The following is a 23,954-nucleotide window of genomic DNA, read 5'->3' as shown; positions in this document are numbered from 1 at the left end:
GCGCTCGCGAACTCCGCGGCCCCATATCCGCACCGGATATCGACCTCGGATATCTGCGCATGCAATGAAAAAGGCCAGCCCGCAGGCTGGCCTCCAAACAGCGGCGCGTATCGCTACACTCTCACGGGCGGCGGCATATACCGGCACTCGTAGCGCTTGCGCACGGTGCCGTTCTCATCGACGCTCTCCAGATACACGTCGAACTGCCACAGCCGCGCCATGTGGCGCAGCACTTCGTCCGTGTCGCCCGAGAGATGCCGGTTGTCGCTCATGAAATGACGCAGCGTGAGGCTGCGGTCGCCGCGCGTGTTGACCGACCACACCTGGATATTCGGCTCGCGGTGGTGCATGTCGTATTGCCGCGAAAGCGCCTGGCGCACGTACTGATAGCCGCTCTCGTCGTGGATCGCCGAGACTTCCAGCGCGTCGCGCATGTCGTCGTCGAGCACCGAAAAGAGCCGCATTTCGCGGATCAGATGCGGCGACAGATACTGCGCCACGAAGCTCTCGTCCTTGAAGTTGCGCATCGCATAGTGCAGCGCCTTCAGCCACGGACTGCCGGCGAGTTCCGGGAACCACTTGCGGTCTTCGTCGGTGGGGTTCTCGCAGATGCGGCGAATGTCGCTCATCATCGAAAAGCCCAGCGCATACGGGTTGATGCCGCTGTAGTAGTGCTTCGTCACCGGCGGCTGATAGACCACGTTGCTGTGCGAGTGCAGGAACTCCATCATGAAGCCGTCTTCCAGCTTGCCCTGCGCATAGAGCGTATTGAGCAGCGTGTAATGCCAGAAGGTGGCCCAGCCCTCGTTCATCACCTGGGTCTGCCGTTGCGGATAGAAGTACTGACCAATCTTGCGCACGATGCGGATGACTTCACGCTCCCACGGCTGCAGGAGCGGCGCGTTCTTCTCGGCGAAATACAGCAGATTTTCCTGCGGCTCGGGCGGGAAACGCTCTTCCACCTCTTCCGCGAGCGGCTGGTGCCGCGCGGGCAGCGTGCGCCAGAGCTCGTTGACCTGCGACTGCAGATAGGCCTCGCGCTCGCGGCGCATTGCGGCCTCGCGCTCCAGCGACAGCTTCTGCGGCCGCTTGTAGCGGTCCACGCCGTAGTTCATCAGCGCATGGCACGAGTCGAGCAATTCCTCCACGCGGTCGAGCCCGTAACGCTCCTCGCACTCGGCGATGTAGTTCTTCGCATAAACGAGGTAGTCGATGATCGCGTGGGCGTCCGTCCAGAGGCGGAACAGGTAGTTGCCCTTGAAGAACGAGTTGTGCCCATAGGCCGCGTGCGCGATGACGAGCGCCTGCATCGTCATCGTGTTCTCTTCCATGAGGTACGCGATACAGGGATTCGAATTGATGACGATCTCGTACGCGAGCCCCATCTGGCCCCGGCGATAGCTCTTCTCGGTCGAGAGGAAGTGCTTGCCGAACGACCAGTGGCGATAGTTCACCGGCATGCCCACCGATGCGTAGGCGTCCATCATCTGCTCGGCGCTGATCAGCTCAAGCTGGATCGGATAGACGTCCAGTTCATATTGCTCTGCAACATGGGAAATGTGCGTGTCGTACTCCTCGATCAGCTCGAAGGTCCAGTCGGATGGGCACGGCAGCGGTCGTCTGTCGGCTACGTTCATATGAGCTTCCCAAGGCTTGCGAAACCCAGGCTCTGTCTCCCGGCCGGGCTCGGCAACATGACCCCGTTCTCCGGCGGCGGGCTGGACGGCGTCCTCCTTCACGCCATGGTGCCCTTTTTCGCGACCGCCGGTCTTCCGGCGCTCCGGCTGGTAGCCGCGCGCCTCGTTGTGCAGGTGGCGTGTCGTCATGATCGTTCCACCTGCTTTTCGAAAAGCTCCCGGAAAACCGGGTAGATGTCCGCCGCGGTGTCGACTTTCTTCATCGCCAGATGCGGTTCGGTGAGCGCCAGTTGCGCATATTCGAGCCAGAGGTTTTGCTCCTCCGGCGTCACCTGGATATACGCAAAATAGCGCACCTTCGTCAGTATGTCATCCGCGAGGATTTTGCGGCATTTCGGCGAGTCGTCGGTCCAGTTGTCGCCGTCCGAGGCCTGGGCGCCGTAGATATTCCAGTCGGTCGGCGAATAACGGTCCTCGATCACCTGTTTCATCAGTTCCAGCGCGCTGGAAACGACCGTGCCGCCGCTCTCCGTGGAATGGAAGAAGGTGTCTTCGTCCACTTCCTCGGCGCGCGTGTGGTGGCGGATGAACACCACCTCGATGCGCTCGTAATTGCGCTTGAGGAACAGGTAGAGCAGGATGAAGAAGCGCTTGGAGAGGTCCTTGCGCTGCTCGTCCATCGAACCCGAAACGTCCATCAGGCAGAACATCACGGCCTGGCTCGACGGCTGCGGCTGCTTCACGCGGTTCACGTAACGCAGGTCGAACGGGTCGATAAAGGGGATGCGCCAGATGCGGCCCTTCAGGTGATGGATCTGCTCTTCGAGCAACTGGATTTCCTGGCGCCGGTCAGCCGGGTCGGCCTTGAGCACCTCCAGTTGCTCCTCGAGATCGTGCAGCTCGTTGACGAGCGGCGCACCGAGCGCGATACGGCGCCCGAGCGCGCTTCTCAGCGAGCGCACGACGTCGATGTTGTTGGGTGTGCCCTCCGCGGCCCAGCCCGCGCGGATGCTTTTCCACGTCGGCACGGCCATCAGATGGGTTTTCACGAGACGGGGCAGTTCGAGGTCGTCGAAGAAGTACTGCATGAATTCTTCGCGGGAGAGCTCGAACACGAAGTCGTCCTGACCTTCGCCCTCGTTGCTCGCCTGGCTGCCGCCCCCGCCTCCGCCGCCTTGCGGACGCGCAATGCGGTCGCCGCGGATGTAGTCCTCGTTGCCCGGGTGGACCATCTCGCGCCGGCCGCCCTGGCCGTGGCGAAACGACGGCTCGGCAATGTCCTTGCGGGGGATCGTGATGCTCTGGTTGTTCTGTATGTCCTTGATGCTGCGGTCACGCACCGCCTCCGAGACGGCGTGACGAATATAGTTCTTTACGCGGCGCAGGAAGCGCTCGCGATTTGCAATGCTCTTGTTCTTGCCGGCCAGCCTGCGGTCGATGATTTGATGAAGCACATCCAGTCTCCCGCTCCAGTTTCGAATGGGCGAGGCGCCTCGTGACTACGCGCTCGCGCCGGCCGTCTTCTTCGCGCTTACGGCCATGCGGTTCGCGCCCCGCCGGAAGTCAGCCCGCGCCGCCGTGCTGTCGGGGCGGCGGTGCGAGCGGACGGTAAAGCCTCGTCGTTCATGACGTCACACGGCCACTTACGACGACTTGCGCACACGCAGATACCAGTCGCACAGCAACCGGACCTGCTTGGGCGTATACCCCTTCGCCACCATGCGGTTAACGAAGTCTTCATGCTTGCGCTGCTCTTCCGCCGATCCTTTCGCATTGAACGAGATGACCGGCAAAAGTTCTTCCGTATTCGAGAACATCTTCTTTTCGATCACCACGCGCAGCTTCTCGTAACTGATCCACGCGGGGTTCTTGCCCGCGTTGGCCGCGCGCGCGCGCAGCACGAAGTTGACGATCTCGTTGCGGAAGTCCTTGGGGTTGCTGATGCCCGCGGGCTTCTCGATCTTCTCCAGCTCGGCGTTGAGCGCCGCGCGGTCGAAGCTTTCGCCCGTGTCGTGGTCGCGGAACTCCTGGTCCTGAATCCAGAAGTCGGCGTAGGTCACGTAGCGGTCGAAAATGTTCTGCCCGTATTCCGAATACGACTCGAGGTAGGCGGTCTGGATCTCCTTGCCGATGAACTCGGCATAACGCGACGCAAGCACGTCCTTCACGAACGAGAGGTACTTCTGCTCGGTTTCCGGCGGGAACTGCTCGCGCTCGATCTGTTGTTCGAGCACGTACATGAGATGCACCGGATTCGCGGCCACTTCGGTGGAGTCGAAGTTGAACACGCGCGAGAGGATCTTGAACGCGAAGCGCGTGGAGACCCCGTTCATGCCTTCGTCGACGCCGGCGAAGTCGCGGTACTCCTGGTACGACTTGGCTTTCGGATCGGTGTCCTTGAGGTTTTCGCCGTCGTACACCTGCATCTTCGAAAAGAGACTGGAATTCTCCGGCTCCTGCAGACGCGTCAGCACCGACATCTGCGCCATCATCTTGAGCGTGCCCGGTGCGCACACGGCGTCGGCCAGCGACGAGTTGCGCAGGAGCTTCTCGTAGATCTTCATCTCTTCCGAGTAGCGCAGGCAATACGGCACCTTCACCACAAAAATACGGTCGAGCAGCGCCTCATTGTTGCGGTTATTGCGGAATGCCTTCCACTCCGACTCGTTCGAGTGCGCGAGGATGATGCCGTTGAACGGAATCGCACCGAATCCTTCGGTGCCCTTGAAGTTACCTTCCTGGGTGGCCGTGAGCAACGGGTGCAGCACCTTGATCGGCGCCTTGAACATTTCGACGAATTCGAGCAGGCCCTGATTCGCGAGACACAGGCCGCCGGAGTAGCTGTACGCGTCGGCGTCGTCCTGGGCGTATTGCTCGAGCTTGCGGATATCGACCTTGCCGACGAGCGACGAGATGTCCTGATTGTTCTCGTCGCCAGGCTCCGTCTTCGCGATGCCGATCTGGCGCAGGATCGACGGATAGCGGCGCACCACGCGGAACTTGCGGATGTCACCGTTGTATTCGTGCAGGCGCTTGACGGCCCACGGGCTCAGAATGCTCCTCAGATAGCGGCGCGGTATGCCGTATTGTTCTTCGAGGATGGGGCCGTCTTCGTCATAATCGAAGAGGCCGAGCGGCGACTCGTTCACGGGCGATCCCTTGATCGCATAGAACGGCACGCGCTCCATGAGTTGCTTCAGACGCTCGGCGATGGAGGACTTGCCGCCGCCCACCGGACCGAGGAGATAGAGGATCTGCTTCTTTTCTTCGAGGCCCTGTGCCGCGTGGCGGAAATACGCGACCACCTGCTCGATCACTTCTTCCATCCCGTAGAACTCGCGGAACGCCGGATACACCTTGATGACCTTGTTCGCAAAGATGCGCGACAGGCGGGGATCGTTACGGGTATCGATCTGTTCGGGTTCGCCGATTGCCGTCAGCATGCGTTCGCCAGCCGTGGCGTACGCACTGGGATCTTCTTTGCAGAGCGCGAGATACTCCTCAAGCGAGAATTCTTCCTCTCGCGTTTTTTCGAAGCGGTTCGCGAAGCTGCTGTAGATATCCATGCTACCTCCTCGCTAGATCTGCGACCGATGTCGTGCGCGGCGCGCTCATCGGAAAACGACATCGCTCGAATTCATCCTAAACCCTTTTGAATTTTTTTTCACAGAGAAATCGCGCCGGATGCGTGAGGAAAATTCGGGCTTGGAGGGGCACCGATTTACGCCTTACAATGATCTTCCCGGCATGCGCAAGATTCAGACCGGCCACGCGTTCTCAAGTGCCCGCGCAGGCATCCGGTTCGGCCAGGTTTGCACCGCTTGCCGACGCTCGGGCAGGCAGGCCGCCTCTTCATCGAACGAGCACATCGAACAAGCGCTCGATACCGGCTCCCGCCGCGCACACGCCACCCCATAACGCCTCGTTGCACCGCGTTGTTGTCTTCGCGCGTCACTCTCTATTTTTTGCCATTGTTACGCGTCGAATGTACCGATGTCGGTGAGTTGCCGCGCATTTGCGCGTGCGCGTCGCCCCTGATGGCATAGTGGTTTTCCCGCTGGGCGAAACCTTCGCGCACGACAGTTCGAACAGGTATCGAGCGCGCGCCGGCGAGCCATGAAAAAAGCCGTCGCGCACAGCGCCGACGGCTTCCGGTCTCACGTCCCGATTGCGGCGCGTCCCGCGCGCCGCACGCTTCAGACGAACTCGATCTCCACCTCGCCCAGCCCGTCGATATGCCCGCGCAAAACACCCGGCTTGTCGATCCGGTGCGCGCCCACGTAGGTGCCTGTCGTCACGGTCCAGCCGGGTTCGATGGTGATACCCATGGCCGCGCAATGGTTGACGAACCACACCAGCAGTTCGCGCGGATCGCCTGCCGGATTGCCCGGCGCTTCAGGCACGAGCGACACGCCGTCGAAGGTCAATTCGAGCTCGGGCGCCACGAAGTCCAGCGAGCGCGCCAGCGCGCTGTAGGGCAGCGCGTGGCCCGTCACCAGTGCGCCGTTGTTCTGCGCGTCGGCAAGCTGCGCGAGCGGCGCGACGTTGGGCCATTCGGCAAAGCGGCTATCGACGATCTCGATGGTCGGCAGGATCTGCCCCACTCGCGCGAGCACTTCGTCGCGGGCGTAGGCATCGGCGCGCGGCGGGATCGGCTCGGCGAAACGGAACGCGATCTCCAGTTCGACCAGCACGCGAAAGAAAGCATGGCGCTCGAGTCGCGCGGGCGACGCATGAATCACCGGCGCGGGAATCGGCGCGCCCGAGGTCGGGCCGCCCGGCGCCTTGGCGCCCACCTTCCAGCCGCCCGTGGTGGTGCCGAGGCCCGCGATCACGGCCTGCTGGATGGCGTAGGCCGTGGCGGCGTCGGGCGGCAGGCGCTCGGGCGCCACCGTCTCGATCAGCTGATGCCGGCGGCGCGCATTCACGAGGCGTTGCGCGAGATCGTCATGCGTCATGTCTGGGTCCTCTTGTGCTGTCCCGCGCGGCCCGGGCTGGTTCGAGGCGCGGCGAGCGGTCGCTATATCGGTGGTTATCGGCCGTATTCCGGATCTGGACGTCTTCCCGCCGGCAGCCCCGTCCCGGTGCATGGCGGGCAGGACGGCCCTGGCGGCGGACGCTAGAGCGCGCAGTGTACCTTGGCACAATGGCGGCGCTCGTGACACCACCCGCCAATGTACCGTAACCGCGATGCCCTGGCGTGCGCGCTACCACGCGGCCAATGAAAAACGCCGCTGCGATGCAGCGGCGTTGCGAGGAGGCAGCCCGGCCTGATGTCAGCCAGCCGCAAGGCAGCCGGCCTGGATAGTCCGGGCAATGGCCTAGAACGTTTCCCAGTCGTCGTTGCCGCCGGCCGCGGCTGACGCCGCTACAGGCGCTGCCGCAACCGGGGCGGTCGCCGTGGCACGCGTGGCCGACCGGACGGCCGGGCGCGAAGCCGGTTTTGTCGCCGCCGCAGCGGTCGGTGCGGCGGATGCCGCCGGCTTCGCAGCCGCCGGTGCGGCCGCTGAGGAGACTGCAGCGGCCGGTATGGCCGCGCGAGCCGCAGGCGCGCTCCGCGGCGCCCCCGCCGCCGGTTTGGCCGGCGCGCCGAAGCCCGCTGCGAAAGCCCCCGAGCCGACGTCGTCGATACTGAACACCGCGACGGCGGTACGCAGCCGGCTCGCCTGGTCTTCGAGCGACTGCGCCGCGGCGGCGGCCTCTTCCACCAGCGCCGCGTTCTGCTGCGTCACTTCGTCCATCTGCGTGACGGCGCGCGCCACCTGGTCGATGCCGCCCGACTGCTCCTGCGAGGCAGCCGCGATCTCGCCCATGATGTCGGTCACGCGCTGCACCGCCGCGATGATCTCGCCCATCGTGCGGCCGGCTTCGTCCACGAGCGCCGAGCCCGTCTGCACGCGCTCGACCGAGGTGTCGATGAGCGCCTTGATCTCCTTGGCCGCCGCCGAGGAGCGCTGCGCGAGGCTGCGCACCTCGCCCGCCACCACGGCGAAGCCGCGCCCCTCCTCGCCCGCCCGCGCCGCTTCCACGGCCGCGTTGAGCGCGAGGATGTTGGTCTGGAACGCAATGCCTTCGATGATCGTGATGATTTCGGCAATCTTCGCCGAGCTCTGGTTGATGTCGCCCATCGTGCCCACCACCTGGCTCACGACGGTGTTGCCCTTGTTGGCGATCTCCGAAGCGTTTGCCGCGAGCGCGCTCGCCTGGCGGGCGTTGTCGGCGTTCTGCTTCACGGTGCCGGTCAGCTGCTCCATGCTCGACGCCGTTTCCTGCAGCGCCGAAGCCTGCTCTTCCGTGCGCGACGAAAGATCGATGTTGCCCGCCGCGATCTGGCGCGTGGCCGTGGCGATCGACTCGGTGCCTTCGCGTACCGCCCGCACCGTGTCGATCAGGCTGCGCTGCATCTTCGCGACGCCATTGAGCAGATCGCCCATTTCGTCGCGGCGGTTCACGTTCACCGAACGGCGCAGGTCGCCGGCCGCAATCGCGTCGAAATGCCCGAGCGCTTCGCCGAGCGGCTCGGCAATGGCGCGGCGCAGCGTGAAAAACGAAAACACCGCCGCGCCGATGCCCACGAGGAGCGCCACGACGCTGGCGATGCGCAGCTCGTCGTGGGCCGCCTGCGCAGCTTCGTAGCCCTGTCGGGCCTGCTCGCTCTGCAACGTGTCGAGCGCCTCGTCGGCCTTGGCGAGCGTGTCGTAATTGACCTGCATGGCCTTTGCGCCGTCGATCAGCTTCGTCTGGTCGCCGGCCGCCACGGTGGCCGCGAACGCGTCGGCGGCCTGATGCAGCGCGTCGCGTCGCGCCGCGACGTCCTGGGCGAGCCGGTCTTCATCCGTACCGCGCGGCAGGTCGAGATACTTCTTCCACCAACTGTCGGAAATGGCCCGCATCGCCCGCGCGCGCTCGAGGGTCGGTGCGGCATCGGGCGTGCCGATCTCGTAGCCCGCGCGATCGAGCGCGAGGCGCTCGCGGGCGGCGAAGAGTTCGGCCATGTTGATGTCCCGCGCGCTGGGCATCTGGTTGGCGTAGGTGTCGAGGTACGCTTCGTTGGCTCGCTTGAGGCCGAGCAGCCCCAGAGCACTGATGATTGCGACGAGCGCCGCCAGAAATGCCATCGTGATTCCGATGCGCGCCTTGATGCTGATGCCTTTGTTCATGCCCCTCCCGTCGTGCCGTTATGGCGGTAGCCCAACCGCCCGTATTCGAGCCGAAGCTCTAAATATTGTTTACGGCAAACGTTTTGAGAGACTTGAAAAAAGTAAACTGTCTGAGGATAAGGGCAGATCGCGGCGGCAATAATTACAAAACGCCGACGCCTTGATTGGAATCCGGCAAGCCTGCGCCCGCGCAGGCGCCCGCTTGCCGGTCAGGAAGAAGGGCCTCGTCAGGCCGCGAGCGAACGCATGCCGGCCGCGTCGGCAAGCACCGCCGTGGACTCGCGCGCGATGAGCCGCGGCGCCATCACGCGACGGCGCCCCGGGCCCGGGGTGGCCGGCAGCGCGCCGGAAATCCGCTCGATCAGGGTGAGCGCCGCCATCTCGCCCAGTGCGCGCACCGACTGCCCCACGGTCGAAAGCGTCGGCCACGTGAAATGGCCGAACTCGATGTCGTCGAAGCCGATCACCGAGAAGTCGCCCGGCACCGAAAGGCCCCGTTCGGCGGCCGCACGCAGCGCGCCGATCCCCATCATGTCGTTGCACGCGAAGATCGCCGTCGGCCGCACGCCGTCGAGCAGTTGCGCGGCGGCGCGATAGCCGCCCGTGCCCGAGAAGTCGCTCTCCACGATCGCGCCCGGCGCGATCTCGATGCCGCGCTCGGCCATCGCGCGCAGGAAGCCATGCACGCGCATCGCGCTCACCGCCGTCGAGACCGGACCCGTGATGCAGCCGATGCGCGAATGCCCGAGCTCGATCAGGTGCCGCGTGGCGAGCCACGCGCCGCGCTCGTGGTCGATCTGCACGAGGTCGGCGGTCAGCCCCTCGATGTTGCGGTCCACCACCACGAGCGGCTCGCGCGCGTCGGCAAGCGTCTCGGCCAATACCGCGTCCTCGCCCGCCGACGCCACGATCAGCCCGTCGATGCGCTTTTCCTGCAGCACCCGCAGGTAGCTGCGCTGCTTGATGGGGTCGTCGTCGGAGTTGCAGAAGAACACGCAATAGCCCTTCTTCGCGCAGCCGTCTTCCACCCCGCGCGCCAGTTCCGCGAAGTACGGATTCGTGCCGTTGGGCATGAGCAGCCCGACGGTCGCCGTCGCACGCGCCTTGAGCGAACGCGCCACGGCCGAAGGCACGTAGTTCAGTTCGCGGATCGCGCGCTCGACCTTCGCCCGCACGTCGGCCGAAACGGGCCGCGAGTTGTTGACCACATGCGACACCGTCGTGAACGACACCCCCGCCACGGCTGCCACATCCTTGATCGTCGCCATTTTTCTGTTGCTCCTGCCTGGTTCACTGCTTGTTCCAGCCACACCGCCTGGTCGTACCCGCCCGGCACCCACCCGCACCCGCCAGGTCACGGCGGATGCCGCGACGCGGCCAAAGCCCTCGACGTCCCGCCCCCGTGGCGGTCCGCGCCCTCAATCGATTGTTTTATGTCCTGCGCCGGCCACCCCTGCGGCTGCGGTACGTGTCCAGCACGACCGCCACCACGATCACGGCGCCGGTGATGATGCGCTTGGTGGGCTCGTTCGCGCCGATCTGCGCGAGCCCCGCCGCGAGCACCGAAATGATCAACACGCCGAAGAACGTGCTGATCACCGAACCCCTGCCGCCCATCAGGCTCGTGCCGCCGATCACCACGGCCGCGATCACCTGAAGCTCGAGCCCGTCGCCCGCGTTCGGATCCGCCGCTTCGAGCCGCGAGATCTGAAAGAGCGCCGCGAGGCCCGAGAGCGCGCCCATGAGCGCGAACACGATCACCTTGTACGGCCGCGGATCGACGCCCGCGAGCCGCACCGCTTCCTCGTTCGTGCCGATGCCGATCAGATACCGGCCGAACACCGTGCGCGTGAGCACGAGCTGCGCGATCACCATCACGGCCACCGCGATCAGGAACGCGGGCGAAATGCCGAAGGCGATCGGGTTCGAGAGAAAGTCGAACGCGTCGCCGATATAGGCCGTGCGCGAGTTCGTCATCTGGTAGGCGAGCCCGCGCGCAGCTTCGAGCACGCCCAGCGAGACGATGAACGACGGAATGCGCCAGCCGACCGTCACGGCGCCCGTGAGCGTGCCGGTCGCGGCCGCCGCCACGAGCCCGACGAGCGCGGCCGGCAGTGCGCCCCAGCCCCACTTGAGCGAAGCCACGCTCACCACCGAGGCGCCCAGCGCCAGCACCGAGCCGACCGACAGATCGATGCCCGCGATGATCAGCACGAAGGTCATGCCCACGGCCATCACGACGAGATCGGGAATCTGGTTGGCGATCGTGCTGAACGTGTCGTAGGTGAGAAAGTGCGAACTCAGGATCGAGAACAGCACGATCATCGCCACGAGCGCGAGTGCGAGGCCCAGATAGTTCGAGAAGCCGAAGCGCGTGCCCGCCGGTCGGCCGGCCGACGCCGACGCCGCGCCTGCAGGATCGCCGCTTCTTGCCTCCGACGAGTCCGGTCCGGCCGGTTGCCCGCGCAACGGTTGGTTCGTCATGGCCTCGCGCTCCCTCGTGGGTCGTCCGGCTGGCGCGGTTGCGCAGCGTGAACCGTGTGCGCCGCCACGCCACCCGGCACGCCGTCGTCGTCGGGCAGATCCGCCGCGTCGGCGAGCAGCGCGTCCTCGGCGCGGTAGCCTGCGAAGGCGGCGCCCAGCAGCGCATCCTGCGTCCACGCGCCGCGCTCGAAGATCGCCGTCATGCGCCCCGCCGACATCACGCCGATGCGGTCGCAGATCAGCATCAGTTCGCGCAGATCGCTCGACACCACGACGAGCGCACGGCCTTCGCGCGCGAGCGCCCCCATGAGCGCATAAATTTCGAAGCGCGCGCCGACGTCGATGCCGCGCGTGGGCTCGTCGAAGAGCAGCACGCGCACCTCGCGGCTCACGCCGCGCGCGAGCCAGCGGCCGATCACGACCTTTTGCTGGTTGCCGCCCGACAGCTCGCCCACGGCCTGGCCAGGACCCGCCGTGCGGATGCGCAGCGTCTCGATCTGCTCGCGCGCGAGCGCGTTCTCGCGGCCCGCGTCGATCACGCCGTAGCGCGACACGGCGCCGACATTGCCGAGCGTGACGTTCGCGGCGACCGGCTGCGGCAGCAGCAGCCCTTCGCCCTTGCGGTCTTCGGTGATGAGCGCGATGCCGAGGCGCACGGCGTCGGTCGGCGCATCGATCTTCACGGGCACCGGGGCCGCGCCCGGCTGCGGCGCGAGTGCGACGCTGCCGCGATCCTTCGGGTCGGCGCCGTAGATGAGCCGCATCAGCTCGGTGCGCCCGGCGCCGATCAGCCCCGAGATGCCGAAGATCTCGCCCGCGCGCACCTCGAACGAAACGTCGCGCACGGCGCTCGCCCGGCCGAGTCCGTCCACCTTCAGGAGCGGCGCGCCGATGCGGCGCTCGCCCAGATCGATCTGCTCGCCGAGCTCCCGGCCCACCATCAGGGCGACGATGCGCTCGGGCGTGAGGTTCGCCATCGCGTCCACGCGCACGAGGCGCCCGTCGCGCAGCACCGCCACGCGCTGCGCGATGCGCTCCAGCTCTTCGAGCCGGTGCGAGATGTACACGAGCGCCACGCCGCGCGCCTGCAAGCGCGCGATCTGCTCGAACAGCAGCTCGACTTCGCGGCCCGTCAGCATGGCCGTGGGTTCGTCGAGAATCAGCACGCGGGTTTCGCCGATCAGGTTGCGCGCGATTTCGACGAGTTGCTGATGACCGATGCCGAGCTCGCCCACCGGCGTATCGGGATCGATCGCCTCCAGCCCCACCTGCGCCATGGCCGCGCGCGCGTCTTCGCGCAGGCGCCGGCGGTCGATCCAGCCCGGACGCCACCCGCCTGCCCGCGGCAAATGATTGAGAAACAGGTTTTCCGCCACCGAGAGCGTCGGCAGCAGGTTCAGCTCCTGCATCACCATGCGTACGCCAAGCGCCTCGGCCTCGCGCCGGCTGGCCGGCGCATAGGGACGACCCATCAGCGTCATGGTGCCGGCGCTGGGATCGGCGAGCCCCCCGATGATCTTCGAGAGCGTGCTCTTGCCCGCGCCGTTTTCGCCCGTGAGCGCCAGCACCTCGCCAGCATGGAGGGCGAGGCTGACGTCGGCGAGCACCGGCTGCTCGTAGGTTTTGCCGACGCCCGCGACCGCAAGCACCTCGTGGGCAGCGGACGTTACGTCGGGGGCAATTGCATCCATCACGATCCTGTTGGGCCTGGCCGTGCGCGGCGGGTGCCAGCCGGCTCACGCAACGCACGTGCCAGCCGGGTCCGCGGCGCCGGCCTTTACGGCTTGGCAGCGAGGTCTGCGGCGCTGCGGAGGTCCCGATCCACCGGCTGCGGCGCTCTTCTCACCTTCACCATACGAATAACGGCCACGCGACGCATTTCTTGAGCGGCTACTTCATTGGGCGGGCCAAATGGGCCCCCAGGCCGGCTTCCCGCGCGGTCTCCGCAGCACTCCCGGGCGCGGCATTGCGGGTGGCCCGCTGTCCGGCCGTCGTGCAAACGTTTGCGATAACCCATTCTGGTGGGAGCGCCGCCGCACTGTCAACGCAACCCGCTGCTGCAATGCACAGCGCATCGCGCGCCGGGCGCCGCCTCGCTCAGAGCCAGCCCGCGCGGCGGAACAGGAAGAACAGGACCACGTCGATGACCGCCATCACGCCGAGACAGACCGGATAGCCGTAGCGGTAATGCAGCTCCGGAATCTCCTGAAAGTTCATCCCGTAGATGCCCGCGATCATGGTGGGGACCGCGAAGAGCGCGGCAAACGAACCGAGGCGCTTGGTCACCTCGCTCTCGGCGAGCGAGATCATGCCGAGGTTCACCTGGATCGCCGTGACGATCATTTCGCGGCGCGCCTCGATCACGTTGGACACGCGCACGAGGTGATCGTAGACGTCGCGGAAATACGCCTGCATGCCGAGGCAGATCTGCGGGATGCGCCCGCCCACGAGCTTGCCCACGGCCTCCACGAGCGGCGAGACGTGATGCTGGAGAATCACGAGCCGGCGCTTGAGCGAATAGAGATCCTCGATGATCGCGCGCGAGGCTGCGGCGCCGTGCTTCTCGAAGATGCGGTCTTCGAGCTCCTCGATCTCGCCCGCGAGCACGTCGAGCACGGGCATGTAGCGGTCCACCACGCTGTCGATGAGCGCATAGAGCACGAAACCCGCGCCCTCCTTGAGCAGCTCCGGCTCGCGTTCGCAGCGCGCGCGCACCTCCTGGAAGCCCTGCTGCGTACGATGACGCACCGAGAGCACGAAGTTGCGCCCCGCGAACACGTTGACCTGGCCCATCACCAGCTCGCCGTCGTCGCCGGTCTCGATGGTGTGGAGCACGGCAAAGAGGGTATCGCCGTACTCCTCGATCTTCGGCCGCTGGTCGCCGTTCATGACGTCTTCGATCGCGAGCGCATGCAGGTCGAACTCTTCCTGCATCGCGGCCATTTCGGCCGCGTCGGGGTCCTTGAGCGCGACCCACACGAAGCACTCGGGTTTGGCCAGATAGTCGCTGATGTCCTCGACCGCGACGTCGCCCAGTTTCCTGCCGCCCTGATACGCGGCGCAATTGATCAGCATGGTGATTTCGTCCTGGCGGCGGGCGCGGCCCGCCTGCCTTGCAATGGTTCAGGCCCGCCGATGCAGGGCCCCGGTTCGTGCGCGGAATTGACCGCGTGGAACGGCGCAGGTTCCGTCGCCCGACAAGCCGCAGTATCCGCGAGGCGCGCAACCGTCACTGCGCCACCCGGCGAATCTGGATGCGATGGTCCTTGTCGAACGCGACGCTCGCACGGTTCGTATAGCGCGGATCGACCATGAACCGCAGTTCCACCACGGGATCGAACTGCGTCGTGACGCCGATCCGGTGCACCCCCGGGCTCAGATAGAACACCACGTGCTCGCCGTTCATCAGATCGGTCACATGCTGGCCATCGATATAAACCGGCGCGTCGCGAAACCGCACGATCACATCCGCGCCGCGCTCGCGCCGCACATCGACGGCCACGAGGCCCGGGGCCGGCTGCGTGTACAGAGGCATCAGGATGCGCTCGGGCGGAACCGGCTTGAACGGCACAGGCGTGGGCGGCTCCTGCGCGCAACCGGCCAGCGCGAAGGCGAGCACAGCGCATGCCGCGAAGGCGAGCATCTTGAGCGAGGCATGGAACACGCGCGATGGCATGGGCGCTTCCCCTGTGGGTATCGGTCTCTGTTGGTCAGTCCAGGGTCGGTCTGCGGTCCGTTTGTGGTCCGTTAGCGGTCCGTTTGCGGTCCGCTCGTTGCCCGGGCACCGTGCGCTCATCATACGCATGGTGCCCGGCGCTCGCCGCCGGTTCGCCGCGGCCACTGCCGATGGTATATGCTTCACGGGAGATGCGGCGGCGGCTTGCCCTGCTGTGCCGCCTGGATGCCGCTATCGGCAATTCCGCATGGGACCGAACCGGGAGACGAAGGCAATGTGGTACTTCTCGTGGATTCTAGGCATCGGCGTGGCGCTCGGCTTCGGCATCATCAACGCCATGTGGCTCGATGCGAACGGCAAGGTCGCGAACGGCCAGAGTGACCAGGCCGGCGCACAGCCCGGACGCCGCGCATAACGCGACGTGAAGCGGCTCGTCTTTTTGTGCGGCCATGCCGGCACCGGCAAGACCACGGTCGCGAAGCGCCTGCTCGGCCCCCTGAGCCGCGCCACCGGCGAACCCTTCTGCCTGCTCGACAAGGACACCCTGTACGGGCGCACCGGCGCCGCCGCCATGGCCGCGCTCACGCAGGACCCCAACGATCGCGACAGCCCCCTCTTCCTTCAGCACCTGCGCGACCCCGAATACCTCGGGCTCATCGACACCGCGCGCGAAAACCTCGAACTGGGCGTGAGCGTCATCGCGGTCGCGCCGCTCTCGCGCGAGATCCGCGAGCGGCGGCTCTTCGACCGCGCGTGGCTCGCCATCTCGCCCGACGTGGCATTGACGGTGGTCTGGGTAGCGACTTCGGAGGAGGCTGCGAAAAGCCGTATCGTCGCGCGCGCCCATCCGGGCGACGCGTACAAGCTCGCGCATTGGGACGACTACCGGCAGCGCCGCTTCACGCCCACGGCCGAGGCACTCGAGGGCGTCGTCGTGTTCGACAACACGGCGCCCGCCGAGGCTGACTTCGACGCGCTATTGGCGCGCCTCGCGGGGGAAAAGCCGCCGGCCTGAGCGGCGGCGCAGCCCTTCCCCCGGCCCTGCAACACTCAGACCGCGGCAGCCTGAGCGAAAGCACGCGCATCGAGCGTCGCGCCTTCGTAGACCTGACCGAAACGGTTCGCGAGGAACTGATCGAGCGACACCTGCTCCTGGCGCACGAAACCCTTCTGCGGCAGCTGCTTCTCGCGGAACATGTCCAGCACCGCGCACATCGCGCCCGCCGTGGTGATCTGAATCGCGCTCATCGGCACGCCGCACACGGTCTTCGCGAAAATCTTGCGCGTGAACACTTCCTGCACGAGCTGGCCGTCGCGCATGCCGGTCACGGTCATGAAAATGAGCACGACGTCCTGCTCGGTGGCCGGCACCGAACGGCGCATGATCGACTTGAGCGTGTCGCGGTCGGTGGCGAGGCGCAGGTCTTCGAGCAGGAACTGCATCAGGTCGCGATGGCCCGGATAGCGCACCGACTTGTAGTCGAGCGACTCCACCTGACCGGCCAGCGTCTCGCACAGCGTGCCGAGGCCGCCCGAGGTATTGAACGCCTCGTACTCCACGCCGTCGAGCGAGAAGTGCTCGAGGCCTTCGAGCGGCTGCACCCACTGCGTGCGGCCGTCGCGGATCGCCTCGCACGGCTGGCAGTACTCGTTGATGAGGCCGTCCACACTCCACGTGAGGTTGTACTTGAGTGCGTTGGTGGGAAACTGCGGCAGCGCGCCCACGCGCATCTTGACGTCGCGAATCTCGGTGAAGCGGCTCGCCAGCGCGTGCGCCGCGATGCCGATGAAACCGGGCGCGAGGCCGCATTGCGGCATGAAAACGTGCTCGGCGCCCTCGGCGAGCGTGCGGATCGCGTGCGTGGCGCGCACGTCTTCGGTAAGGTCGAAGTAATGCACGCCCGCGCCCTTCGCTGCGGACGCAACGTTCACGGCGAGGTAATACGGCAGTGCGTTGACGAGGGCGTCGTAGCCCGAAAGCGCGCCGCGCAGGGCCGCGGCATCGGCCGAATCGACGCGCTCGACGCGAATGCCGTCCGCGGCGATCTTGTCGAGCGCCTTCGGATCGCGGTCGAAGGCGGCGACTTCGTAGTCCCCGGTTTCGCGCAGCATGTGTGCAATGGTGTGGCCGATGAGGCCGGCGCCGGCAATCGCGACTTTCATTTTGCATCTCCTGTGTTCTGGGGTCCTGGGCGTGCGGCGCCCGCTGACCCCAAGTCTAGGGAGGTGCCAATACGGTTCATAGGCACAAAATGCTGCGTTCCGACCACAGAATTCGACGTTTTGACGATGCAGTTCGTCGAAATGTCGCATCCGGTTCGACAGGCGACCCGGAACCCATCACGCGACGCCCTGGCCCATGACCGAGCCGCGATCGATCTTGCGGGCAAGCACGATGGAGGTCGTGGTGCGCTCGACACCCGGCATGCCGCCAATCTGGTCGAGCAGGTCGTTCAGGCGGTCGGGCGTTTCCGCGCGCACCCAGGCGACATAGTCGTACTCGCCGCTCACGGCGCAGAGCAGTTGCACCTCGGGCAGCTTGCCGAGCCGCTTTTGCACGTCGGGCCCGTGCCTGGGCGCGATGATGAGCCCGACCCATGCCTGCAGGCTCGCATCGAGCACGTCCTGCCCCAGACGCACGCCATATCCGGCGATCACCTGCGAACGCTCGAGCCGCGCAATGCGCGCGAGCACCGTGGTGCGTGCGACGCCGAGGCGCCGGGCGAGGTTCGCGACGCTTTCGCGCGCGTTCTCCTGGAGCAGCGCAACGAGGCTGCGGTCGAGGTCGTCGAGCTGGTCGAGGCGCGGAGGTCTCATCGATGGAACGTCTCACGGTGCGTGAAAATGGCGCCATTATCGCCCCGCGGCGCGACCCTGGGGGCGCCCCATCCGTCTTCATTGCGGTCCATTTCCAACGGTTTCCGGGCGTTTCACTTGTAAGCAGTTGTCGCACAACGGCCGCAATGGCCCGGTATCGTGGTACTAATATCGGCTGCAATCGATACGGCATTGCGCCCTACCGCTACGAAACGATCCAAGGAGCAACAATGAAGAAAGCTTTCGTCGTCCTTGCCGCCGCACTGTCGATGAGCGGCGCCTTCGCGCAAACTGCCGCTTCCTCGGCCCAGCCGTCGTCGGCAGCCGTCGAGGCACGCGCCGCCCAGCACGAGCAGCGCGTCGAGGAACGCATCAACTACCTGCACTCGGCGCTGAAGATCACGGCCGACCAGGAGTCGCTGTGGAAGACCTTCGCCGACCAGATGCGCAGCAACGGCCAGACCATGGCCGACCTGTACAAGCAGCGCGCCGAAGGCGAAAGCACGCGTAACGCGCTCGACGACATGAAGCAGTACGCACAGCTCTCGCAGGCTCACGCGGACGACATGCAGAAGCTCGTGACGGCGTTCGAGCCGCTCTACAACAGCTTCTCGGCCGACCAGAAGGCACAGGCCGACAAGACCTTCCGCCACGGCCAGCCGCCGGCCGGCAAGGGCGCTGCGCATCCGAAGCACAAGATGAAGCCGAAGGCCGCACCGGCCAGCGACGCCGCAGCGGCTAGCGCCCCGGCTGCGCAGTAAAGGCGCTGCAGTACAATCCAGAGGCGCGCGGGCAACCGCGTCGGCCTCGCCTCCGCGAAGCGCGCCGCCAGGCGTGCAATGCGGCCTGAATCAAGGTACCCTTGCGGACCGCGCGACGGCCGGGCACGATTGCCCGGCCGTCGCTCTTTCTGGAACACGTTTTTGCAGCAGGTCCGCTGCCGCCATCATGATCGAACTGACCCAACTCGACCTGCGTACCGACCCGGCCGCTCAACGCTTCGTCAAGGACGAAACCGTGAGCGTGGTCTTTGCCGCCGCGCCCGGCGAGCTGATGAGCCTCGAAGGCCCGAACCGCTACGCGCAGGGCGACGCGATCATCACGGGCGCCACCGGCGAGCGCTGGGTGGTCTCGCGCGAACGTTTCGATGCGAAGTACTTTCCCGCCGATGCCGCGCTCGCGCACGGCGAGTCCGGCGCCTACCGCAACCGTCCCAGCGTGGTGCTGGCAAGGCACATGGACGCGCCGTTCACGATCGTGCGATCGGCCGGCGGGGACCGCCTCACGGGCGCGGCGGGAGACTGGGTCATGCAGTACGCGCCCGGCGACTATGGCATCACGAAGGCCGAGCGGTTCGCGAAGGTCTACCGGCTCGCCGACTGACCTTCCGGCGACTCAGCCGATTCAGGCGGCAGACGGACGGCAGACGGGCGACGGATTCAGGCGAATTCTTCGTCCAGCGCCAGCGTCACGTCCCGCTCCACGCTTTCGCCCTTGGCGTGCTGCTCTTCGAGCGAACCAAGGGTGGCTTCCACATACGCGCGCAGCACGGCGAAACTGCGAGCGCGATGCCGCGCAGGCAACGCGCGATAACGGGCGAGCGCGGCAGGCGCAATCGCAATCGTCAAGGTCATGCGGCGCGCGACCGAGGCGAAGCGCATCGCCACCCAATGCACGACCAGCAGCGGCGCGCCGTTTTCGTCGGCCTGCTGGGCAAAGCGCGTCTGCTCGGGGAACAGATCGGCGATCACGCGGGCGAGCTCCCCGAAATCGGGGCTCGCGCATTCAAACAAGTAGGCTTCCATCGATGCCAGTGAAAGAGTGAGAAAAGGCGCGGGCCGGTATCCGCAAACGTCGGATCACGCGGCCGGCGCCGCGACGCGCTTCGGCCGGCACACGCGCCAAAGCACGACAGCGAGCACGACCGCGCCCACGGCATAGGTGCCGTCCACGGCCAAGAGGGGCAGCAGGCCCGCCTGGAACAGGGCGGCGGGCACGTCGCTCAGCGCGTGCAGCACCACCGCAAGCGGCAGGATACCCCTCCATCCGGCCCGCACGCCGCGCCACATCAGCACGGAAAAGCCGATCTGGAACACGAACGCCGCGGTGCGCTCGATCGCGAACACGCCGGCCAGCAGCGGCGAGATGTTGGCGAGAATCAGATGAACGCGCAACACCCCTTCCATCGAGAGATTCGAGAGATGTTCGTCCAGTTCGCCGCGATTGGCGAGCACGGCGAACACGATCCATTGCAGTTGCACGAGCACGCCCACGAGCCACGCCTCCGCGCCGCCGTGGCCGATGCCGTAGCCGAGCCCCGCGCTGTCCGCCGGCGCCGTGGTGGCGCGGTTGGTGCGGCGGGCGATCATCCGCATCGCGATGTAGCGCCCCACTTCCTCGCATACGCCGGCCGCGAGCGCCCCGTAGGCCACGAATGCGAGCGGATTGGCCAGCAGCGCGCCGGCCGTATCGGGGTTGTCGTGCAGGATATAGCCGTTGAGCGCGCGCTCGATCACCGTCGCGAATAGCGCGAACACCGCGATGCCCGAGACCGTGTCGCGCCAGTCGAGCGCATAGGGCCGGCGCAGCCGCCGGTACACCAGCACGGGCAAGGCGGCGACGAAGAGCGTCGCGAGCGAGAGGCAAAGCAGCGTGATCGGGGCTACGGTCATGGGGGTCCTTATGCCATCCGGCGCGCACCACCGCGCGCCGCAGCCCGAATCATCGCAGATATCGGGGCCGGCGCGCAGCCCCGGGGCTCAGCCGACGGATGCGGCCCGTGGTCCCCGGCGGGTGGCGTCTCGGAGTCTCAGTCGGCGCCCGCCGTGCCGCGCGTGGATTCGCGCGCCACGAGTTCGCCTTCGAACGCCGCCGAGCGCGCCGCCACGGCCGCGCCTTCGATCCGCTCGTGCAGGAACTCCACGGCGCGGTAGCCGATTTCACGCGTGGGCTGGCGGATCGTCGTAATGCCCGCAAGCTCGGCCCACTCGGGGTCGTCGATGGCGATGAGCGCCACGCGCTGCTGCCACTGCGCGCCGAAGCGCGCCTTCAGATGCAGCGAGAGGCGCAGCGCCACCGGCGCGTTCGCCGCGAAGAGCGCGCTGCGTGCGCCGCGCCGCGCGGCGTCTTGCAGATGCGTGTCGAGCGCGGCGAGCGCCGCCTCGGTTGCTTCGTCGTCGTGGAGGTCGAGCACGCGCGTCGTGCTGCGCACGTCAGGCGCCGCGCCCAGCGCCTCGCGAAACGCCGCCTCGCGTTCGCGCCGCGAGCTCACCTGTTCGAACGGCTGCACGACGAACGCAATATCGTCGTAGCCCCGCGCGAGCAGATGCGCGACCGCCAGACGCGCGGCCGCACCGTTGTCGAGCCCGACGACGTCGGCATCGAGCCCATCCACGCTACGGTCGATCAGCACGGCCGGAATGCCGCCGCTGCCCACGGGCTTGAGCATCGCCTCGCGCACGCCGAGCGCGTTGACGATCACTCCTTCCACGCGATAAGTCGTGAGCAGTTGCAGATAGCGCCGCTCCATATCGACTTCGTTCGCCGCGTGGCAGATGAGCGGCATGTAGCCGAGCGCATGGCAAGCCGCTTCCACGCCCTGCAGGACCTCGACCGAATACGGATTCGCGAGGTCGGCGATCAGCAGGCCGATCAGGCGGTTGCGGCCGCGTTTCAGGCCGCGCGCCATCTGGTTGGGCCGGTAGTCGAGCCGTTTGATGGCGGCTTCGATGCGCGCGCGCAAATCCGGCGAGAGCACCGACAGTTCGCCGTTCAGATAACGCGAAATGCTGGTCTTGCCCGTGCCCGCCTCGCGCGCGACGTCGCTGATGGTCGCGCGGCGCGCGCCGATGCCTGGGCCCGTATCTGTACCGGCGCTCATCGCGCGAGCACCTCGCGGTTGACGATGTTGCGATCGAGCGTCCCGTCAAGCGCGGCCACGAGGTTTTCGGCGGCGCAGCGCGCCATGGCGTGGCGCGTCTCCTCAGTGGCCGAGCCGATATGCGGCAGCGCCACGACGTTGGGCATGCGCAGGAGCGGCGAGTCCACGTCGACGGGCTCGCGCTCGAACACGTCGAGACCCGCGCCGCGGATCGTGCCCGCTTCGAGCGCCGCGATCAGTGCCGGTTCGTCGACGGTCGCGCCGCGCGAGGCATTGATGAGGATCGCGCTCTTCTTCATCTGCGCGAGCTGCTGCGCGCCGATCAGATGGCGCGTTTGCGGCGTGAGCGGCACCTGCAGGCACACGAAGTCCGAGGCGGCAAGCAGTGCGTCCAGTTCCACGCGGCGGGCGCCGTAGTCGCGCTCCGCGTCCGGGTTCGGACTGCGGTTCGTGTAGAGCACCTTCATGCCGAAGCCGAGCGCCGCGCGCCGCGCGACCGCACCGCCGATGCGCCCGAGCCCGACGATGCCGAGCGTCTTGCCCTGCACGTCCACGCCGTATTGCGCCGGGCCGATGCTCGCCTTCCAGCGGCCTGCCTTGACCCAGTCGGCCAGTTCGACCACGCGGCGGGCGCTCGCGAGAATGAGCGCGAACACCGTGTCGGCCGTCGATTCGGTGAGCACGTCGGGCGTATGCGCGAGCACGATGCCGCGCCGCGTGAGGTCGGCCACGTCGAACTGGTCGTAGCCCACCGAGATCGTCGAGAGCGCCTTCACGCGCGAGCCTTCGAGCATCGCGGGCGTGATCTTCACGCTCGCGCCGATGGCGCCGTCGGCATCGGCGAGCGCCGCGGCGAGCGCGCCCGGCGTGTCGGAATCGACGAAAACGAGCTCGGCGTGTTCGCGCAGATAGTGCGCCACGTCGGCGGGCAAAGTCTTGTAAGCAACGATTCTGTGTGTCATGTCCGTGATTTTCCGTGCAGCGGCGTCGCCGTGAAGTCGCCCGAGCTCTCTGCATTCCCGCGCCGCGGCTTCACCGCAAACGTGAGCCCGACCGCGACCAGCAGCGCTGCGCTCATGAACGCATAGGATGCCGCAGGCGAGCCCGTCGCGCCATTGAGATAACCGACCACGTACGAGCCCACGAACGAGCCGAGCGCGCCCATCGCGTTGATGAGCGCCATCGCGCCGCCCGAGACGTTCTTCGGCAGCAGTTCCGGCACGATCGCGAAGAACGGGCCATACGGCGCATACATGGCGGCGCCCGCCACGACCAGCAGCGCGTACGAGATCCAGAAGTGCGTGGACCCCAGCGCATAGGAACACGCGAATGCAAGCGCGCCGATCAGCAGCGAAGGCCACACGAACGCGCGGCGCGCGTCGAATTTGTCCGCGGCCCAGGAGACGCCGAGCATCGCCAGGGTCGCCGCGAGATACGGCAGCGCCGAGAGCCAGCCCGTTTCGACCATGCCGAGCGACGAACCGTTCTTCACGATCGAAGGCAGCCACAGCACGAAGCCGTACACGCCGATGCTCCAGCAGAAGTACTGCGCCGCGAGCAGCATCACGGCCGGCGTGCGAAACGCCTCGGCGTAGTTGCGCATGGGCTTGATGCCGGCCTGCTCGGCTCGCATGGCGACGTCGAGATCGCGCTTCTCCTGTTCGGAGAGCCAGCTCACGTCGGCGGGCCGGTCGCGCACGAGGCACCACCAGCAGACGGCCCACACCACGGCCGGCACGCCTTCGGCGATGAACATAGGGCGCCAGCCATACGCGTGCACGAGATAGCCCGAGACCACCGACATCCACAGCACCGTCACCGGATTGCCGAGAATGAGGAACGTGTTCGCGCGCGAGCGCTCGCGCTTCGTGAACCAGTGACTGATGAAGATGAGCATGGCCGGCATGACGGCAGCCTCGACCACGCCCAGCACGAAGCGGATCGCCATGAGCGAAGGGACGTTGGTGACGACACCCGTGAGCGCCGCGCAGCCGCCCCAGAGGAGCAGGCTCATGAACACGAGCTTGCGCACGCTGCGGCGCTCGGCATAGACCGCGCCCGGAATCTGGAAGAAGAAGTAGCCGAGGAAGAACAGCGCGCCGATCAGCGACGAGAGCCCCGGGCTGATGCCGAGATCGCGGTTGATGCCGGCCGCCGACGCAAAGCCGTAATTCGCGCGGTCCAGATACGCGAGGCTGTACGTGATGAACACGATCGGCATGATCGCCCACCAGCGGCGGGGAGCGAGCGAGGTTGAGGTCATCGTTGTCTCCTTTCGAGAGGCGGCGTGGTCGCGCCGC

At 66.6% G+C, this 23,954-nt stretch carries 21 protein-coding genes; 4 read left to right on the top strand and 17 right to left on the bottom strand.

All coding sequences use genetic code 11. The features are described 5' to 3' along the window. Positions 1–113: 113 nt before the first annotated feature. The 10 genes from U5760_RS00690 to U5760_RS00645 all read right to left on the bottom strand — a co-directional run bounded on the left by U5760_RS00690 (position 114) and on the right by U5760_RS00645 (position 14,957). Positions 114–1,826, bottom strand: a complete 1,713-nt coding sequence (locus tag U5760_RS00690; protein WP_322008881.1) for a SpoVR family protein — start codon at positions 1,824–1,826, stop codon at positions 114–116. Next, positions 1,823–3,091, bottom strand: coding sequence for a YeaH/YhbH family protein (locus tag U5760_RS00685; RefSeq protein ID WP_322008879.1), 1,269 nt, complete (start codon positions 3,089–3,091; stop codon positions 1,823–1,825). Before U5760_RS00685 ends, U5760_RS00690 begins: the two co-directional genes overlap by 4 nt. A gap of 189 nt (positions 3,092–3,280) precedes the next feature. Further along, entirely contained in the window at positions 3,281–5,203 is a 1,923-nt protein-coding gene (locus U5760_RS00680) for a PrkA family serine protein kinase (RefSeq protein ID WP_322008877.1), read from the bottom strand. Positions 5,204–5,833: 630 nt separating this feature from the next. Beyond that, entirely contained in the window at positions 5,834–6,595 is a 762-nt protein-coding gene (locus tag U5760_RS00675) for a hydratase (protein ID WP_322008875.1), read from the bottom strand. Positions 6,596–6,958: 363 nt separating this feature from the next. Next, entirely contained in the window at positions 6,959–8,797 is a 1,839-nt protein-coding gene (locus U5760_RS00670; protein ID WP_322008873.1) for a methyl-accepting chemotaxis protein, read from the bottom strand. 227 nt (positions 8,798–9,024) lie between these two features. Next, positions 9,025–10,065 carry a LacI family DNA-binding transcriptional regulator gene (locus U5760_RS00665; RefSeq protein ID WP_322008871.1) on the bottom strand — a complete coding sequence of 347 codons (1,041 nt, stop codon included), beginning with the start codon at positions 10,063–10,065 and terminating at the stop codon, positions 9,025–9,027. Positions 10,066–10,228: 163 nt separating this feature from the next. Beyond that, a complete protein-coding gene (locus U5760_RS00660) occupies positions 10,229–11,281 on the bottom strand; it encodes an ABC transporter permease (RefSeq protein ID WP_322008869.1) in 1,053 nt (350 codons plus the stop codon). After that, the gene (locus tag U5760_RS00655) at positions 11,278–12,972 is read right to left on the bottom strand and encodes a sugar ABC transporter ATP-binding protein (protein ID WP_322008867.1); all 1,695 of its coding nucleotides are present in this window, start codon (positions 12,970–12,972) and stop codon (positions 11,278–11,280) included. Before U5760_RS00655 ends, U5760_RS00660 begins: the two co-directional genes overlap by 4 nt. 406 nt (positions 12,973–13,378) lie before the next feature. Continuing rightward, a complete protein-coding gene (corA, locus tag U5760_RS00650; RefSeq protein ID WP_322008865.1) occupies positions 13,379–14,356 on the bottom strand; it encodes a magnesium/cobalt transporter CorA in 978 nt (325 codons plus the stop codon). A 154-nt stretch (positions 14,357–14,510) separates the two neighbouring features. After that, positions 14,511–14,957, bottom strand: a complete 447-nt coding sequence (locus U5760_RS00645) for a hypothetical protein (RefSeq protein WP_322008863.1) — start codon at positions 14,955–14,957, stop codon at positions 14,511–14,513. 274 nt (positions 14,958–15,231) lie between these two features. Here U5760_RS00645 and cydX point away from each other — a divergent pair, with 274 nt between their 5' ends. Then, a complete protein-coding gene (cydX, locus tag U5760_RS00640; RefSeq protein WP_322009974.1) occupies positions 15,232–15,372 on the top strand; it encodes a cytochrome bd-I oxidase subunit CydX in 141 nt (46 codons plus the stop codon). A gap of 6 nt (positions 15,373–15,378) precedes the next feature. Beyond that, on the top strand, positions 15,379–15,972 hold the full coding sequence (locus tag U5760_RS00635; protein WP_322008862.1) for an ATP-binding protein: 594 nt from the start codon (positions 15,379–15,381) through the stop codon (positions 15,970–15,972). 35 nt (positions 15,973–16,007) lie between these two features. Here U5760_RS00635 and U5760_RS00630 read toward each other — a convergent pair whose 3' ends face one another. Together U5760_RS00630 and U5760_RS00625 are read right to left on the bottom strand one after the other, a co-directional pair. Continuing rightward, a complete protein-coding gene (locus U5760_RS00630; protein ID WP_322008860.1) occupies positions 16,008–17,120 on the bottom strand; it encodes a saccharopine dehydrogenase family protein in 1,113 nt (370 codons plus the stop codon). A 177-nt stretch (positions 17,121–17,297) separates the two neighbouring features. Then, a complete protein-coding gene (locus U5760_RS00625) occupies positions 17,298–17,774 on the bottom strand; it encodes an Lrp/AsnC family transcriptional regulator (protein WP_322008858.1) in 477 nt (158 codons plus the stop codon). A 230-nt stretch (positions 17,775–18,004) separates the two neighbouring features. Between U5760_RS00625 and U5760_RS00620 the strand changes: the two genes are divergently transcribed. Both U5760_RS00620 and U5760_RS00615 read left to right on the top strand, forming a co-directional pair. Further along, a complete protein-coding gene (locus U5760_RS00620) occupies positions 18,005–18,535 on the top strand; it encodes a Spy/CpxP family protein refolding chaperone (RefSeq protein WP_322008855.1) in 531 nt (176 codons plus the stop codon). A gap of 187 nt (positions 18,536–18,722) precedes the next feature. After that, positions 18,723–19,157, top strand: a complete 435-nt coding sequence (locus tag U5760_RS00615) for a PGDYG domain-containing protein (protein WP_322008853.1) — start codon at positions 18,723–18,725, stop codon at positions 19,155–19,157. 56 nt (positions 19,158–19,213) lie between these two features. Here U5760_RS00615 and U5760_RS00610 read toward each other — a convergent pair whose 3' ends face one another. The 5 genes from U5760_RS00610 to U5760_RS00590 all read right to left on the bottom strand — a co-directional run bounded on the left by U5760_RS00610 (position 19,214) and on the right by U5760_RS00590 (position 23,917). Then, on the bottom strand, positions 19,214–19,579 hold the full coding sequence (locus U5760_RS00610; RefSeq protein ID WP_322008852.1) for a DUF3022 domain-containing protein: 366 nt from the start codon (positions 19,577–19,579) through the stop codon (positions 19,214–19,216). Positions 19,580–19,633: 54 nt separating this feature from the next. After that, positions 19,634–20,446, bottom strand: a complete 813-nt coding sequence (locus U5760_RS00605) for a YhfC family intramembrane metalloprotease (RefSeq protein WP_322008851.1) — start codon at positions 20,444–20,446, stop codon at positions 19,634–19,636. Between the two features lie 137 nt (positions 20,447–20,583). Further along, positions 20,584–21,654 (bottom strand): LacI family DNA-binding transcriptional regulator, encoded by a 1,071-nt coding sequence (locus tag U5760_RS00600; RefSeq protein WP_322008849.1) that lies wholly within the window; start codon positions 21,652–21,654, stop codon positions 20,584–20,586. Continuing rightward, the gene (locus tag U5760_RS00595) at positions 21,651–22,616 is read right to left on the bottom strand and encodes a D-glycerate dehydrogenase (protein ID WP_322008847.1); all 966 of its coding nucleotides are present in this window, start codon (positions 22,614–22,616) and stop codon (positions 21,651–21,653) included. The genes U5760_RS00600 and U5760_RS00595 overlap by 4 nt, the downstream gene beginning before the upstream one ends. Then, positions 22,613–23,917 (bottom strand): MFS transporter, encoded by a 1,305-nt coding sequence (locus tag U5760_RS00590; RefSeq protein WP_322008845.1) that lies wholly within the window; start codon positions 23,915–23,917, stop codon positions 22,613–22,615. Before U5760_RS00590 ends, U5760_RS00595 begins: the two co-directional genes overlap by 4 nt. Positions 23,918–23,954: the final 37 nt, after the last annotated feature.

This window comes from Paraburkholderia sp. J12, assembly GCF_905220215.1.
Lineage (GTDB): Bacteria > Pseudomonadota > Gammaproteobacteria > Burkholderiales > Burkholderiaceae > Paraburkholderia.
Note: the sequence above shows the minus strand (reverse complement) of the source record. Positions and strands in the feature narration are given on the sequence as shown.

What these genes read in the sequence shown, in the direction of transcription:
- U5760_RS00690 (WP_322008881.1), bottom strand. Translation starts at nt 1,826, where the DNA reads ATGACGACACGCCACCTGCACAACGAGGCGCGCGGCTACCAGCCGGAG.
- U5760_RS00680 (WP_322008877.1), bottom strand. Translation starts at nt 5,203, where the DNA reads ATGGATATCTACAGCAGCTTCGCGAACCGCTTCGAAAAAACGCGAGAG.
- U5760_RS00675 (WP_322008875.1), bottom strand. Translation starts at nt 6,595, where the DNA reads ATGACGCATGACGATCTCGCGCAACGCCTCGTGAATGCGCGCCGCCGG.
- U5760_RS00670 (WP_322008873.1), bottom strand. Translation starts at nt 8,797, where the DNA reads ATGAACAAAGGCATCAGCATCAAGGCGCGCATCGGAATCACGATGGCA.
- U5760_RS00665 (WP_322008871.1), bottom strand. Translation starts at nt 10,065, where the DNA reads ATGGCGACGATCAAGGATGTGGCAGCCGTGGCGGGGGTGTCGTTCACG.
- U5760_RS00660 (WP_322008869.1), bottom strand. Translation starts at nt 11,281, where the DNA reads ATGACGAACCAACCGTTGCGCGGGCAACCGGCCGGACCGGACTCGTCG.
- U5760_RS00655 (WP_322008867.1), bottom strand. Translation starts at nt 12,972, where the DNA reads ATGGATGCAATTGCCCCCGACGTAACGTCCGCTGCCCACGAGGTGCTT.
- corA (WP_322008865.1), bottom strand. Translation starts at nt 14,356, where the DNA reads ATGCTGATCAATTGCGCCGCGTATCAGGGCGGCAGGAAACTGGGCGAC.
- U5760_RS00645 (WP_322008863.1), bottom strand. Translation starts at nt 14,957, where the DNA reads ATGCCATCGCGCGTGTTCCATGCCTCGCTCAAGATGCTCGCCTTCGCG.
- cydX (WP_322009974.1), top strand. Translation starts at nt 15,232, where the DNA reads ATGTGGTACTTCTCGTGGATTCTAGGCATCGGCGTGGCGCTCGGCTTC.
- U5760_RS00630 (WP_322008860.1), bottom strand. Translation starts at nt 17,120, where the DNA reads ATGAAAGTCGCGATTGCCGGCGCCGGCCTCATCGGCCACACCATTGCA.
- U5760_RS00625 (WP_322008858.1), bottom strand. Translation starts at nt 17,774, where the DNA reads ATGAGACCTCCGCGCCTCGACCAGCTCGACGACCTCGACCGCAGCCTC.
- U5760_RS00620 (WP_322008855.1), top strand. Translation starts at nt 18,005, where the DNA reads ATGAAGAAAGCTTTCGTCGTCCTTGCCGCCGCACTGTCGATGAGCGGC.
- U5760_RS00615 (WP_322008853.1), top strand. Translation starts at nt 18,723, where the DNA reads ATGATCGAACTGACCCAACTCGACCTGCGTACCGACCCGGCCGCTCAA.
- U5760_RS00610 (WP_322008852.1), bottom strand. Translation starts at nt 19,579, where the DNA reads ATGGAAGCCTACTTGTTTGAATGCGCGAGCCCCGATTTCGGGGAGCTC.
- U5760_RS00605 (WP_322008851.1), bottom strand. Translation starts at nt 20,446, where the DNA reads ATGACCGTAGCCCCGATCACGCTGCTTTGCCTCTCGCTCGCGACGCTC.
- U5760_RS00600 (WP_322008849.1), bottom strand. Translation starts at nt 21,654, where the DNA reads ATGAGCGCCGGTACAGATACGGGCCCAGGCATCGGCGCGCGCCGCGCG.
- U5760_RS00595 (WP_322008847.1), bottom strand. Translation starts at nt 22,616, where the DNA reads ATGACACACAGAATCGTTGCTTACAAGACTTTGCCCGCCGACGTGGCG.
- U5760_RS00590 (WP_322008845.1), bottom strand. Translation starts at nt 23,917, where the DNA reads ATGACCTCAACCTCGCTCGCTCCCCGCCGCTGGTGGGCGATCATGCCG.